Genomic DNA, 14,304 nt, shown 5'->3' with positions numbered 1-14,304 from the left:
GGCAAGCGGAAATGAGGCTCCCGGCCGGACAAATCAGGCGTCGTGCAGTTCCAGCACGGCAACCCCGTAGGCGGGCAGGACGACCTTCGTGACCTCGTCGCCGGCGGCCGTCCGCAGGGTACCCGCCATGACGGCCGGCACCGCGGCCAGTTCGGTGTCGCTCTGGCTGACGCACCACACGAAGACCCGCCCGTCGTCGTGCCGCATCAGCGAGGCGTTCATCTGGGGGGTGTCGAAGGAGACGGCGGGCGCCGCGCCGGCCACGTGCGCGAGCGCCTGGTACAGGCGCCAGGTCGGCTCCGGGTTCGCGCCGGGGGTGATCGCCGCCATGTACTCGATGGGGTAGGTCGCCAGCACCATCGTGCCCCGTCCCACCGTGTGCCGCAGCAGGGCCGGGCGGCCGTGCACGTCACGGGCCAGGACCTCCGCGCCCGCGGGCTCGACGGGCAGGAACGAGCGGGAGTTGACCGTGCCGGCGACCGGGAAGACGAGTTCGGTGCCGGCGGGCAGGTTCCCCAGGTCGGCCGTCATCGTCAGGCGCAGCTCCGCGTCGGTGATCGGTTCGACGAGCCCGTAGCGGGACTGCTTGCGCACGCCGAACATCTCGTCGAGATTGGGCCACCAGGGACCACGCTGCGCGGTGTGCTCCCCGACGAAGAACGACGCGTAGACGGTCGCCCCGTCGCGCGCCCGGTCCAGGAGGGTACGCCAGGTGGGCGCGGTGAGCTGCTTCGCCGAGGGCACCAGGTAGAGATCACAGTCGTCCGGGATGCCGTCCTTCTCCCGGGCGACCCCCAGGGTGAGATCGGCCTCCCGGGCCGCGACGTACGCCTGCCGCCCCACGTCGAAGACGACGGACGCGTCCTCGGGCTGGGTGAAGGGATAGCGGCTCTCCAGGAAGGACGAGACCACCAGCGCGATCGAGGCGTCCGGCCGGGTGCAGTGCGCCAGGTCCACCCGCTCGACGGTGGCCGCGAAGTCGCGCACCTCCAACGCCTGCGCCTTGGGCCGCCCCGCGGAGTCGATGAGCCCGAAGTGCATCTCGAACGGATGATGGCTGTACGGCTCGGCCTGGTAGAGGTCGTCGTAGTCGGTGTTGTTCCAGGCCAGCCAGCCCGTGGCTCCGGCGAGGAGGGTGTTGTGCATGATCTGGCGGTAGTAGTGCGCCGCGTTCGCCTCGCTGGTGTAGTCGCTGGTCAGCCCGAACTCCTCCATGATCACGGGCTTGCCGTCGATGTCCAGCAGTTCGCAGATGAAGGCCGCCCCCAGATGCTGCCGCACCGGGTCGGTCTCCATCCGGTAGACGTGCGGGCCGAGGAAGTCGACCAGCCCGGCCATCTCCCGCACCCGGAAACCGTTGTCGTTGCCGGTGATCTCCACTCCCCAGGCGCCGTCGCCGACCGAGACCGGCTGGGTGCCCCCGCCCGCGCGCACCGCGTCGATGAGGATCTGCGCCCACGCGGAGACCTGTTCGGGCTTCAGCGTGCCGATGCCACGCGAGCGCCAGTCGCCATAGATGGGGATCTCGTTGGTCAGCAGCCAGCCCGCGACGGCCGGGTGGTCCTTGAAACGGGCGGTCAGCTCCCGGACGTACCACGCCTGGCGGGACACGAACCACACGTCACCGAACAGGTCGCGGCCCTGCCGCCAGGCCGGATCCCAGTTCTGTCCCGACATGTGCCCCACGATGAAGGTCGGGATGCTGCTCATGCCGAGCGCGAGGTGCTGGTCGAGGAAGTCACCGAACCGGGCGACCAGCTCCTCGTCCAGCGTGTCGGGCGTCGGCATGAAGTCTGGCCAGTAGAAGAAACTGCGCGTCACGCTCATCCCGTGGTCGCGCATCGCGCGCAGTTCCGCGCCGACGACCTCCGGGTCGTAGGACCGCCACATCAGCGGTCCGCCCGTCCGGGACCAGTAGTTGACCCCGATCCAGATCTGGGGGTCGTCGGGCAGGCCGATCTTGGCCGATTGACGCTTCACGTGCTGGACTCTCCGCAACAGGTAGAACGATTTCCATCGATGGGCAACCGTTCTACCTGCCAAACCTTGCGAGAGTCAATAACTTGCACTCAATCGATCCACTCGCTGTTAGAGTGAGCGAATGCGGGAGAATGTGGGTCGGCCCACCATCGACGACGTCGCGGCCTTGGCCGGCGTCTCGCGGTCGGCGGTCTCCAAGGTGATGAACGAGCGCGGCGGCATCTCCGCGAAGACCGCGGCCGCGGTCCGCGAGGCCGCCGCCAAGCTGAAGTGGGTCCCCTCGGCGGCGGCCGTAGCGCTCAGAGGCGCCCGTACGCGTTCGGTCGGCATGGTCATCGCCCGTTCGACGGACCTGCTGGCCGCAGACCCCTACTTCGCCGTGATGATCTCCGGCGCCGAGCAGGTGCTCGCTCCGCTCGGCTACGGGCTCCAGCTCCACCTGCTCGGAGACGATCCCGAGGCCGAGATGGCGACCTACCGGAAGCTGGCGCGCGAACGCAGGGTCGACGGCTTCCTGCTGACCGAGAGCCGGATCGGCGACCCGAGGTTCGCCCTGCTGCGCGATCTCGGTCAGCAGGCCGTGCTCATCGGCATCCCCTGGCAGGACGACCCGCAGCCGCACGTACAGTCCGCGGCCCCGTTGCGCGGCGTGCTGGACACCGCGCGGCATCTCCTCGACCTGGGTCACCGCCGGATCGCCTACGTCTCGGGCCCCGACGACCGGGTGCACACCGTCCAGCGCCGGGAGGCGTTCGTCACCGCCCTGCGGGAATCGGGCGTCACGCCGACGATCGCCGGGGCACGCCGCTTCGACAGCCTCGAAGCCAGGACGATCACCGAAGACCTGCTCCGTATGCCCGACCGGCCCACGGCCATCGTCTTCGCCAACGACATGATGGCGCTGGCCGGCATGGGCGCGGCGCAGCGCGCGGGGATCGACGTGCCGGGCAGCCTCTCCGTGGTGGGCTACGACGACCTGCCGATAGGGGAGTGGCACTACCCGGCCCTCACCACCGTCGCCCAGGACCTGGCGGCCATCGGCGCGGCGGCGGCGGTCGCGCTGCTGCGGCTCCTCGGGGAGGAGCGACCCGGGCAGCAGCCCGACATCCCGCCGACCCGGCTCGTCATCCGGGAGTCGACCGGTACGGCGCCGCCGGCCTAGCGACCGGGCCCGTCGACGGATGGCCGCCGATCCCACACGGTGAGACCGTCCCGCCGAGCGCACGCCCGTGGACCACGCCGAGGCGGCCATGCTCGGAACGCGAACGGGCCGGGGAAGCGGTGCGGGCGGCGGCCCTTCCATCGGCCGTCGCCCGCCACGGGGTGCTGAAGGGTCAGGACACCGTCCATTTCTGGTTGGCGGCGCCGGTGCAGGTCCACAGCTGGAGCCGGGTGCCGTCGGCGCTGTTGTTGCCGGTCACGTCGAGGCATTTGTTCGCGGCCGGGTTCACCAGATCCCGGCCGGCGGTGTGGACCCACTGCTGGTTCGCGGTGCCGCCGCAGGTCCACAACTGCACCTGGCTTCCGTCCGCGGTGCCGTGGTCGACGACGTCCAGGCACTTGCCCAGGGCGCGGACCGTGCCGTCGCCTGGGCGGCTCCACTGCTGGGCGGCGTTTCCGGCGCAGCTCCACAGTTGCACGGCGGTCCCGTCTGCGCTGTTGCCGCCGGCCACGTCGACGCACTTGCCGGCCAGACCGGTGATCGCGCCGCCGGTCCCGCCGCCACTGCCCGGCGTGCCCGTCCAGGTGAAGGTGGCCGTGGTCCGCGCGGGCAGCGAGTAGACGAACGACTGGTTGCCCCAGTTGACCCGCATGGACTGGGCCGAGGTGCCACGGTTGTGCGCCAGTAACGCCTTGGAGCCGTCGGGATTGCGGTAGGCGACGTTCTGCACGGTGCCGTTGGCGGTCGAGTCGATCCGGGAGGCCCCGGGCTTGACGAACTTGGTCAGGTGCCCGGTGGTGTAGTACTCGATCGTGTAGTCGACCTGGCCGGCCCGGGCGCCGCCCTCCTGGACCGTGATGAGCCCGGTGCAGGTGCCGCAGCCGCCGTTGTGCGGACCCTGGTGCTGGTTGAGCGCCAGGCTCCACTTGACGATGCTGCCGCTCCAGTTGCGGGCGTAGTTGACGATGTCGGCGAGGTCCTCGTTGTGCTGGTTGCCGATCCAGTTCCCGCCGGAGTGCTCGGTGCTGAACTGGCGCACCGCCGGATACTGGTTGCGGACCTGCGTGCCGACCGCCGGATCACCGAAGTAGCCGTGCCAGGCGATCCCGCCGAACAACGGATCGTTGCGGACACCGGCGTCGTTGAGCACTCCCGCGCCGAAGTTGGCGTAGTCACCGTAGTTCCAGTCGTGGACGAGCACCTTGGTGGTGATGCCCGCCGCCCGGAAGGCCGGGTACACATGGTTCTTGGTGAACTCGGCCAGCCCGGACGGGTTCCAGCTCATGCCCGGGTAGTCCATGGCGGTCGGGTTGCCGGACTGGCAGCAGTTGGGCTCGTTCTGCACGGAGATGTAGTTCACCGGCACGCCGGCGGCCTGGTAGCTCTGGATGTACTTCACCAGATACTGGGCATAGGCGGGGTAGTACTCCCACTTGAGCCATCCCATCTGGTCCATCCGGTTGTTGTCCTTCATCCAGCCGGGCGCGCTCCACGGCACCCCCTTGACGCGCAGCGCCGGATTGAGCGATCTGGCCTGCGCGGTGAGCAGCCGGACATTGGTGTCGTAGCCGTTCGCGCCGAAGTCGTTCAGGTCGCAGCAGGTGTCGTCGAGGGAGACGTTGCCGGGCCGGGACAGGTCCGAGGCGCCGATCGGGTTGCGGACGAACGACAGCCCGATGCCGTCGGTGGGGGAGAAGAGCTTGCGCATCACCGCGTCGCGGGTGGCCGCGCTCACCGGCCCGCCGCGCAGCAGGTATGCGCTCGTGTCGGTGATCGAGGCGCCCGCTCCCTCGAACTGCTGGTAGGTGGTGCCCTCGTTGACGGTGATCGTGTGGCTGGCGCTGCCCCCGGCCGGGCCGAACGTGATCGGGGTCTGCTGCGCGAGGCCACGGCTGACGACCCGGCCTCCCGCGTCGGAGGTGGTGGTGAGCCAGACGTTGACCGTCTCGCCGGCGGCGAACGCGGGCGCGGCGCCCACGGGCCCGGCCACGCACAGCGCGGCGGCGGAGGCGATGGCGACGCCGAGGGAGATCGTTCGGCGATGGGGACGGGACACGGCAGGGGTCCTTTCGCGATGGTCCGATGAGAGGGACGGGAGGTGCATCGCTAGCCGGGGAGGTTCGCCGGCGCGGGCGGTCACCGCCGCTGCCGCCGTCGATGTAACTTATTGAAACAAATATGAAACATGCTCGTTTTGAGTAGGGAAACATGTGCTGACATTTCATGTCAAGACCTAGTTTGTCCAACTACCCGGTCTCGCCCGAAAGGACGCCCAGCTTCGGGCTGGCGGTGAAATGAAACAAAATGTAACGCCGATTCTCAGCGGACCGGCACCGGCCCGGTGGAGGCGCGGACGATGAGCTCGGTGCCCAGCGAGATGTGCAACGCCTCAAGCGTGTGCCGGTCGAGCAGTCGCATCAGCAGGGTGACCGCCATTCGCCCCATCTCCTCCAGCGGCTGGCGAACCGTGGTGAGCATCGGCCGTGTCGCGCGGCTGACGTCGATGTCGTCGAAACCCGCGATGGACAGGTCGCCCGGGACGGTGAGGCCGCGCTGATCCGCCGCGCACAGCGCGCCGACGGCCATCTTGTCGTTGAACCCGACGAGCGCGGTCGGCCGGTCGGGAAGGTCGAGCAGCTCACAGGCCGCGCGGTAGCCGTTCTCGGTGTTCGGCTCCGCGACGCTGCGCAGCAGCTCCGCCGCCGGCAGGACGCCGACGTCGGCCAGGGACGCCGCGTAGCCGGCCAGCCTCGCGTCGCTCGCGAGCCAGTCGCGAGGGCCGCCGATGATGCCCACCCGGCGGTGTCCGAGTTCCACCAGATGGGCCATGAGGTTGCGCGCCCCGGCGAAGTGGGCGGCGGACACGGCGACGATGTCCCGGGGCGGCGGGGTGCGCGGATCGATCACCACGAACGGGAAGTGGCGGTCGCGGAGCCGTACGAGCTCGCCGGCCGGTTCCGGTGGCAGGATCAGGATCGCGCCCGCGATGCCGGGCCTGTCCCCGAGGCCGGGCAGGACCGAGGTGCGCTGGGCGGTCTCTCCGGCGCCCAGGATCACCTGCCTGCCGTGCAACTCGATGGTCTCGGCGATCGACGAGACGATGAGCCCGAAGTAGTCGGTGAGAAGGTACGGGCAGCGCACGTAGATGTCGCCGGCCGGAGCGTCCGGTGCGCCGCGCCGGCGGGGGGCCTGGTCGCCGAGCCGGTCGACGGCTCGCAGCACCAGGTCCCGGGTGTGCGGGGCGACATTGGCCTGGCCGTTCAGCACACGGGACACGGTGGCGATCGAGAGGCCCGTCTCCGCCGCCACGTCTCGAACCGTCGCGCGTGTCCCCGCTGGCCTAGCCATCTGTGCCGCCCAGTCGTTCCATGCTCCTGACAGCATAAGCGACCGGCCGCTCGCCGGGGGCGGCCGCGAAGGCCGTCAGGGCCGGTCGGGCCAAGACCCGGAGACTCACGGGATCGCCAGTGGCCGGACGAGGTGTCCCGGGCCGCGACTTTGTCCGAAGGTCAAGAATCTTTGACGTGAAAAGCCGAAAGAGGGGTTGCCCCGACTTCCGAAGCGGTGGTTACGGTCATCCCATTGACGCCGAAAGGGGCATCCGATGCACGCCACCATCAGAGGTCGTCGCGCAACGGCGGTCAGCGCGGCGGCGATCGCCGGCGCGCTCGTGCTGGGATCCTGCGGATCCGGCGGGCCTGCCGACCCCGCCGGCGCGGCCGGGGAGCAGCCCCCCACGACCAAGATCGCCGCTGTGATCAAAGGGCTGGACAACCCGTTCTTCCAGTCGATGAAGCAGGGGATCGACGACCAGGCCCGCGCGGCCGGAGTACCGGTCACGGTCCAGGCGGCCAACTCCATCACCGACACCACCGGCCAGGCGGACAAGCTCAACGGCCTCGCCGGGCAGGACTTCTCCTGCTACGTGATCAACCCGATCTCCGGCACCAACCTCATCCAGGGGCTCGCCCAGCTCTCGGCGATGAACAAGACCATCGTCAACATCGACAGCCCGGTCGACCCCGGAGCGGCCAAGAGCGCCAACGTCAAGCTGGCCACCTACATCGGCACCGACAACACCGAGGCGGGCAGGATGGCCGGGCGGCGGATGACCGAACTGCTGCCTTCGGGCGGTGACGTGGCGGTCGTCGGCGGCATCGCCGGAGACGTCACCAGCGGCGCCAGAATCACGGGATTCCAGCAGGGCATCGGCCCCGGCCTCAAGGTCGTCCAGACCGTCGCCGCCAACTGGGAGCGGCAGACGGCGCTCACCGCCGCGACCGACGTCATGCGGGCCAACCCGAACCTGGCGGGGTTCTTCGTCGCCAACGACGACATGGGGCTGGGCGTGGCACGCGCCATCGCCAACTCCGGCAAGACGGGCAAGGTGAAGGTCATCAGCGTCGACGGCATCAAGGACGCGCTCCAGGCGGTCAAGGCCGGCACGCTGGACGGCACCGTCGCCCAGTACCCCTACACCATCGGCCAGATGGGCGTCGAGGCGTGCCAGGCCGCCGGGACCGGCAAGACGCTGCCCGCCAACGTCAAGGCCCCGGTCGAGCTGGTCACCAAGGACAACGCCGACAAGGCGCTGGCGGCCACGCCCAAGCCGTTCGGCAGCTACGCCGACCCGTTCAAGGCCCTCATCCAGTAGCGGCGAACCGCCACCGGGCACGCCGGCCGTACCGGGGGCGAGGAGTGATACATGGCTAACGCAACGCTCGCGGCGGACGATCGCGAGCCCTGGACCTCACGGCTGAGGGACGCCGGGTTCTGGGCGGAGTGGGCGGCCCTGGTCGGGCTGGTCGTCCTCGTGGTCGTCTTCCAGGTGCTGAACCCCACCTTCCTGAGCACCGGGAACATCGCCTCGATGCTCCTCGCCGCCGCGATCCTGATCGTCCTGGCGGTCGGCCAGACCTTCGTGATCGCCACCGCCGGCATCGACCTGTCGATCGCCTCGACGATGACCCTGGGCGCGGTCGTACTGGGCCAGGCGTACTCGGCTCCGTGGGGTCTGCCCCTGTCGTGCCTGCTGGCGGTCGTCGCCGCCGCGCTGGCGGGCATGGTCAACGGCGTGATCATCGCCTGGGGGAGGATCGCCGACTTCATCGTGACGCTCGGCATGCTGTCGGCGGCCTCCGGGCTCGCGCTGATCCTCGCCGACGGCAAGCCCGTCACCATCATCGACCCGGCCCTGCTGGCCCTGTCGACCGGCGGCCTCGGGATCTTCGGCTGGTCGTTCGTCATCGCGGTGGTGGTCGCCCTGGTCGCGCACGCGGTGCTCTTCCACACCCGGTTCGGCACCCACCTGCTGGCCACCGGCGGGGCGCCGGAGTCGGCGCGGGCCATGGGGATCAGCACCCAGCGCGTCAAGATCGCGGTGTACACGATCAGCGGCACCCTCGCCGGGCTCGCGGCGATCCTGCTCGTCGCCAGGATCGGAGCCGCCGAGCCCGCCTCCAACACCTCCTTCCTGCTCAACTCCGTGGCCGCCGTCGTGCTCGGCGGCGTCAGCCTCTTCGGCGGCAGGGGCACCATCATCGGCCCGGTCATCGGCGCCCTGCTGCTGGTCGCCCTGGTCAACGGGCTCACCCTGCTCGGCGTCTCGCAGTTCTACCAACCCCTGGCCGTCGGCGTCGTCGTGGTGCTGGCCGCGCTGCTCACGAGGTTCCAGCGATGACCGCCCGGCCGAATCCAGGCACACCCGCCGGTGAGCCGCTGCTCGACTGCCGGGGCGTCTCGCTGGCCTTCGGCAGCGTCCGCGCCCTCGTCGACGTCTCCCTCTCCGCGCGCGAGGGCGAGATCACCGCCATCGTCGGCGACAACGGCGCGGGCAAGTCCACGCTGGTCCGCTGCGTCTCCGGGATCCACCGGCCGGACAGCGGCCACATCGAGTTCGACGGAGCCGAGACCTCCTTCCACTCGCCCGAGGACGCCCGCGAGGCCGGAATCGAGACCGTCCACCAGAACCTCGCGCTCGTCGAGGACCTCACCGTGTGGCAGAACCTCTTCCTCAACCGCGAGGTCGTCCGCAGGCTCGGCCCGCTCGCCGTCCTCGACCGGCGCGCGATGCGGGCCCGCGCGAAGGAGATGGTCTCGAAGCTCGCGGTCAACGTGCCCGCGGTGCGATCGCGGGTCCGGCGGCTCTCCGGCGGCCAGCGCCAGGCCGTCGCCATCTGCCGTGCCGCCGGTTTCAGCTCCAGGCTCGTCATCATGGACGAGCCCACCGCCGCCCTCGGCGTCCAGGAGACCGCCCGCGTCGAGGAGCTCATCCGCGCCCTGCGCGACGAGGGGCATGCCGTGATGCTCATCAGTCACAACTTCGCGCAGGTCATACGGCTCAGCCAGCAGGTGTGGGTGATGCGCGCGGGTCGCTGCGTCGGCGGCCGGCGTACCGCCGGGACCACCGGAGAGGAGATCGTCGCCCTCGTGACCGGCGCACTGAACCGTTGAAAGCAGAGCCGTTGAAAGCAGAGCCGTTGGACGACGAGTCCCGGCGACAGGAGAAGGCAGCGAACTGATGACCACTGACAACCGGACCAACCCCATCGGCGTGCACGCCCTGGTGTGGGCCGGCGACACAAGCCCGGCCTCGATGGCCCTGGCCGTCGAGAAGACCAAGGCCACAGGGTACGACCTGCTGGAGATCTCCCTGCATGACCTGGCGAACCTCGACGTCGACGCCACGCGTGCGGCCCTGCGGTCGGCCGGGCTCGGCGTGGCCTGCTCGCGTGGCCTCGCCTTCGACGCCGACGTCTCCAGCGACGACGCCTCCGTGGTCGAGCGCGGCGAGCAGCTGCTGCACGACTCCCTCGCCGCCACCGAAGCCCTGGGCGGCACCCACTTCACCGGGGCCCTCTACAGCGCCCTGGGCAAGTACGACCATCCGCTCACCGAGATCGGACGGCGTAATGTGGTGTCGGTGCTGCGACGACTGGCGCAGGAGGCGGGAGGACGTGGCATGACGCTCGGCCTGGAGATCTGCAACCGCTACGAGACCAACGTCATCAACACGGCGCGCGACGCGCTCCGGCTGGCCGACGACATCGGCGAGGACAATGTGCTCATCCACCTCGACACCTACCACATGAACATCGAGGAAGACGATCTCGTACGGCCGACGCAGGAGGTCGCGGACCGGCTCGGCTACGTCCACATCGGCGAGAACCACCGCGGTTACCTGGGCTCCGGCCACCTCGACTTCACCTCGTTCTTCCACGCGCTGGGCGACATCGAATACACCGGGCCGATCACCTTCGAGTCCTTCTCCTCCGCGGTCGTGATGCGGGGTCTCTCCAACGACCTGGCGATCTGGCGCAACCTCTGGTCCGACGGCGAGGATCTGGCCCGCCACGCCCACGGCTTCATCACCGACCAGCTCTACACGAGCCACTCGCGATGACCACTCTGGAGGAGCTGACGAACCGCGCCCGGATCCTGACGGCAGGCGGGCGGCGCGCGGTCCTGGGCATCACGGGGAGTCCGGGGGCGGGGAAGAGCACCCTGGCCGAATACCTCGTGACCAGGCTACGGCGCGAGCCGCCCCCCGGCCGGCAGCCGGACTGGGTGGCGCACGTGCCGATGGACGGCTTCCACCTCGCCGACATAGAGCTCGAGCGGCTCGGACGACGTGACCGCAAGGGCGCCCCCGACACCTTCGACGCCGCCGGCTACGCGGCCCTGCTCCGCCGCCTGCACGAGGACGAAGACGACGTGATCTACGCGCCCGCCTTCGAACGCAGCCTGGAGCAGCCGATCGCCGGCAGCATCCCGGTGCCCAGGGCCGCCAGGCTCGTGGTGACCGAGGGAAACTACCTGCTGCTCGGCCACGGCGACTGGGCGCGCGTACGGTCCTCCTTCCAGGAGGTCTGGTACTGCGAGCTCGAAGAGGACGAGCGGGTGCGCCGCCTCGTCGCCCGCCACGTGTGGTTCGGCAAGGACCACGAGGCGGCCGTGGCCTGGGCGTTGGGCCCCGACCAGCGCAACGCCAACCTGGTCGTCGCGACCCGCTCGCACGCCGACCTCGTGATCCCCGACCCGATCCTGCGGATTCTCGGCTGACGGTGTCGCCTGAGGCACGCCGGCCGAGCACGGTGACGTGGGGTACGGCGGTTGTGGTGTCGCGTGGGGCCCGGTTGAAATCGATGGATGTCCGGCCGGAGGGCTTGTTTGTCTGATCTGTAGGCGTCTGGGATGCAATCTTGGTTGATCGATGTGTGTCGGGAACGCGACGTCGTGCGGCTGTTCAGCAGAATTGACGGCATCGCAGTCTGACCCGAAACGCCGCAGGTAAACAGGCGTTTCCGCATCCAAGGATCTATATGAAACGCATGCGATCCCGGCCCGGCTGGGTCGTCGCCGTGCTGGTGGCCGGAGCACTCGCCGCGACCGGTACGGCCCCGGCCGCAGCCGAGAACCTCCCGAGGGAGGACCCGGACACCGCCCACTACGACAGTTACACTGCGCGGTTCTACAAGAAGGACATGATGGTCCGCCCGGGACCCCCCGGCGAACTGCTGGACTACTGGGGGCGGTGGAGCAGGGACGGCGCGAACAGGGAGGCCGTCGTCGGGTCCGGGAGGATCGCCCGGCTGCACCCCGGCGCGCAGCCGTACCTGATCAAGTATCGGACGATGGTCGCGCGCTCGTTCCACCTCGTGGACATGAGGGCGAGACTGGCCGCCACGACCGGCCGGGCCACCACGACCGGCCTGGTGCTCCTACCTACGGTCACCCACGCGTCCGGCAGACGTCCCCTGGTGGTGTACGGCCTCAGCGGGCAGGACACCGGCCGGTCCGGCGACTCGGCCCGGATCGAGTCGATGCTGGACGACGGCTACGCGGTGGTGATCCCGGGCTACGCGGACACCTACCGGCAGGACCGGTACACCCGTACGGCGCCGCAGGACCGGAGGGCCAGCTCGACCGACGCGGTGACGGCCGTGCGGCACCTCTACAGGGCCATCACGGCTCAGGGCCCCGGGCCGGACACGTCCGACGACGGGCAGTACGGCGAGGGCGGCGAAGAGCCGATCGCCTCCGACGGTTCCTGGATTGCCTGGAACCTGGCGAACACGGTTCGGGGGCCGCAGTTCCCGGCCGAGCAGTTCCCGGCCGAGGAGGCTCCGGAGGACTGGGCTCGGGATGAGATGGCCGTCGAGATGGCCGGTGAGACGGTCTCGAAGACGCTCGGCTCGATCTCGACCACGCTGGCCGAATTGTCATCATTTCTGGGCAAGTGAGCCCGCCCAGCCAGGCGCTCGGATAGCGCACATCAGCAGGCCCTCGTCGCACCGGTCACGGTGTTCGCCGAGGGCCTGCTGATGTGGCCGGATACCCGGGCGTCCGGCACGCGTCCGGTACGACCCCTCCTGTCGCCTGCGGACGGTTCCATACCCGGCCTGCGGTTGCCTCCGGGCCCGGCCGGTGGTGCGAAGGAACGGCTGGACGACTCGATCGCCCGGCCTGGCAGGCTTGGGCGAGGAGCGGTACGGAGCGGGGCGGCGATGGACGAGGGTGCGCCGGAGACCGGAGACCAGGAACCGGGGTTCGGCATCGGTGCGGTGTCGCGCAGGATCGGCGTTCCCGCGCCCACGCTGCGCACCTGGAACGTGCGCTACGGCATCGGCCCGAGCCGTCGCAGCCCCGGCGGCCACCGACGCTACGACAGCACAGATGTGCGCCGCCTGGAGGAGATGAGCCGGCTCATCCGCGCGGGCGTCGCGCCGGCGGACGCCGCGCGGGAGGCGCGCAGACTGCCCGGGACGCGTCCCGGCGCCGCCCGCCCGGACACGACGTCTACGGCCGAGCGGCCCGGGATCCCCGAAGAGGTCGTCGGTTCCCCTGCGGTGCTGGCCCGTTCCGCGCTCATGCTGGACGGCCCCGCCGTCGCCGAGACGCTCGCTCGCGCGCTGGTGCGGCGCGGTGTGGTGTGGACCTGGGAGAAACTGGTGCTTCCCGTCTTCGCCACCATGAGCGCCAAGCAGGCGGAGACCGGACTGGGCATCGAGGCGGAGCACCTGTTCTCCGACCGGATCCTTTCGGCCCTGATCGGGCTCGCCGACCGGCCGCGCCGTCCGGTCCATCCCCGGGTGGTGCTGCTGGCGTGTGCCGAGGAGGAGCAGCACAGCCTGCCGGTCTACGCGCTCGCCGCGGCTCTCGCCCGCGAACACAACGTGGAGACGCGGGTGCTGGGCGCCCGCACGCCGTACGGCGCGCTGGGCGACGCGATGCGGCGGGTGGGTCCCATCGTCGTCTTCGTGTGGTCGCAGCAGGAGTCGACGGGCGATCCCGCTCCGCTCGCGGCGCTGCCCCATCTGCGCCCGGCCAGCAGGGTCATCGTCGGCGGTCCCGGCTGGTGGGACGCTCTTCCCTCCGGCGTCACCAGAGTGACCAGGTTCCAGGAGGCGATTTCGCAGGTCAGAGCTGCTTCACGCTGATCTGTCGCGGTTGACGGTGTCTTGACGTGATTGGTCCCCTGGCTGGTTGTCCCCTGGTGAGCCGTCGAATATGAATACTGGGCGGTCCGCCTGAGGCGTCCGCTTGAGCCGTCCGTCTGGGCCGTCGGCTACGTCCGGGATGAGACGCGTGCGGTCTTTTGGCCGGTGCGCGGCCGGACGGCCGCCGCGGGCGTCGTCGAGGGGCGATCGAGGCCGGCGACGGTGGCTGCGAGCCCGGTTTCAGCGGGGCTCGTCTCGGCGCGCGCAGTCGTGGTGACGACCGCGTCGTCGGGGGTGCGCTCCCTGACGTCGTCGGCGCGGATGCTCATCACCGCCGGTGTGCTGCCGAGGTCGCCGTATCGGGCGATGACGGCCGCCGTGACCGCCTCCCGCGCGTCGACGATGACCTCCCGGGCGGACTCGCGCGGACCGGCGACGGACAGGAACCCGAGCATCGCCGCGAACCGCAGCTGCTCGGGCGCCTGTGCCGGTGACCCGGGCTCCGGCGGCGGCGCGGGACGGTCCAGCCAGAAGGTCGCCCCGCGCAGATGACCCGGGTAATGGACACCGGAGGTGTCGTGTTCGAGATCGCGCACCGCGTCTGCGAGCAGTTGCCCGAGCTCACGTAAATCGCTGTCCGGTGGCAGATCGGTGGTGACCAGTATGGGCACGATCAGCGAGTTGACCATCGAAGGGCTCCCTTTCCTGCGTGCCGAGAGCGTA

12 protein-coding genes are annotated in these 14,304 nt (G+C 70.1%); 8 read left to right on the top strand and 4 right to left on the bottom strand.

Features of this window, described 5'->3' with window-relative positions; translation table 11 throughout:
• Positions 1–33: 33 nt before the first annotated feature.
• Complete coding sequence (locus tag MBA17_RS31860; protein ID WP_238500450.1) at positions 34–1,980, bottom strand: glycoside hydrolase 5 family protein; 1,947 nt, start codon at positions 1,978–1,980, stop codon at positions 34–36.
• Positions 1,981–2,101: 121 nt separating this feature from the next.
• On the opposite strand from MBA17_RS31860, the gene MBA17_RS31855 reads away from it, so the two are divergent.
• The gene (locus MBA17_RS31855) at positions 2,102–3,142 is read left to right on the top strand and encodes a LacI family DNA-binding transcriptional regulator (RefSeq protein ID WP_238500449.1); all 1,041 of its coding nucleotides are present in this window, start codon (positions 2,102–2,104) and stop codon (positions 3,140–3,142) included.
• Positions 3,143–3,314: 172 nt separating this feature from the next.
• Here the strand turns inward: MBA17_RS31855 and MBA17_RS31850 are convergent, their stop codons facing one another.
• Together MBA17_RS31850 and MBA17_RS31845 are read right to left on the bottom strand one after the other, a co-directional pair.
• Positions 3,315–5,198 carry a ricin-type beta-trefoil lectin domain protein gene (locus MBA17_RS31850; RefSeq protein ID WP_238500448.1) on the bottom strand — a complete coding sequence of 628 codons (1,884 nt, stop codon included), beginning with the start codon at positions 5,196–5,198 and terminating at the stop codon, positions 3,315–3,317.
• A gap of 263 nt (positions 5,199–5,461) precedes the next feature.
• Complete coding sequence (locus MBA17_RS31845; RefSeq protein ID WP_238500447.1) at positions 5,462–6,451, bottom strand: LacI family DNA-binding transcriptional regulator; 990 nt, start codon at positions 6,449–6,451, stop codon at positions 5,462–5,464.
• 295 nt (positions 6,452–6,746) lie between these two features.
• Here MBA17_RS31845 and MBA17_RS31840 point away from each other — a divergent pair, with 295 nt between their 5' ends.
• The 7 genes from MBA17_RS31840 to MBA17_RS31810 all read left to right on the top strand — a co-directional run bounded on the left by MBA17_RS31840 (position 6,747) and on the right by MBA17_RS31810 (position 13,581).
• Positions 6,747–7,796, top strand: a complete 1,050-nt coding sequence (locus MBA17_RS31840) for a sugar ABC transporter substrate-binding protein (RefSeq protein ID WP_238500446.1) — start codon at positions 6,747–6,749, stop codon at positions 7,794–7,796.
• A 51-nt stretch (positions 7,797–7,847) separates the two neighbouring features.
• The gene (locus MBA17_RS31835) at positions 7,848–8,822 is read left to right on the top strand and encodes an ABC transporter permease (protein WP_238500445.1); all 975 of its coding nucleotides are present in this window, start codon (positions 7,848–7,850) and stop codon (positions 8,820–8,822) included.
• Positions 8,819–9,595 (top strand): ATP-binding cassette domain-containing protein, encoded by a 777-nt coding sequence (locus MBA17_RS31830; protein ID WP_238500444.1) that lies wholly within the window; start codon positions 8,819–8,821, stop codon positions 9,593–9,595. The genes MBA17_RS31835 and MBA17_RS31830 overlap by 4 nt, the downstream gene beginning before the upstream one ends.
• Before the next feature lie 67 nt (positions 9,596–9,662).
• The gene (locus MBA17_RS31825; protein WP_238500443.1) at positions 9,663–10,544 is read left to right on the top strand and encodes a sugar phosphate isomerase/epimerase family protein; all 882 of its coding nucleotides are present in this window, start codon (positions 9,663–9,665) and stop codon (positions 10,542–10,544) included.
• The gene (locus tag MBA17_RS31820) at positions 10,541–11,203 is read left to right on the top strand and encodes a nucleoside/nucleotide kinase family protein (protein WP_238500442.1); all 663 of its coding nucleotides are present in this window, start codon (positions 10,541–10,543) and stop codon (positions 11,201–11,203) included. The genes MBA17_RS31825 and MBA17_RS31820 overlap by 4 nt, the downstream gene beginning before the upstream one ends.
• Positions 11,204–11,463: 260 nt before the next feature.
• Positions 11,464–12,384 carry a hypothetical protein gene (locus MBA17_RS31815; protein ID WP_238500441.1) on the top strand — a complete coding sequence of 307 codons (921 nt, stop codon included), beginning with the start codon at positions 11,464–11,466 and terminating at the stop codon, positions 12,382–12,384.
• Between the two features lie 264 nt (positions 12,385–12,648).
• Entirely contained in the window at positions 12,649–13,581 is a 933-nt protein-coding gene (locus MBA17_RS31810; protein WP_238500440.1) for a MerR family transcriptional regulator, read from the top strand.
• 128 nt (positions 13,582–13,709) lie between these two features.
• On the opposite strand, the gene MBA17_RS31805 is transcribed toward MBA17_RS31810, so the two are convergent.
• Positions 13,710–14,270 (bottom strand): hypothetical protein, encoded by a 561-nt coding sequence (locus tag MBA17_RS31805; protein WP_238500439.1) that lies wholly within the window; start codon positions 14,268–14,270, stop codon positions 13,710–13,712.
• Between the last annotated feature and the right edge of the window lie 34 nt (positions 14,271–14,304).

It is taken from the genome of Dolomitihabitans soli (genome assembly GCF_022213955.1).
Taxonomy (GTDB): Bacteria; Actinomycetota; Actinomycetes; order Streptosporangiales; family Streptosporangiaceae; genus Streptosporangium_A; species Streptosporangium_A soli.
Note: the sequence above shows the minus strand (reverse complement) of the source record. Positions and strands in the feature narration are given on the sequence as shown.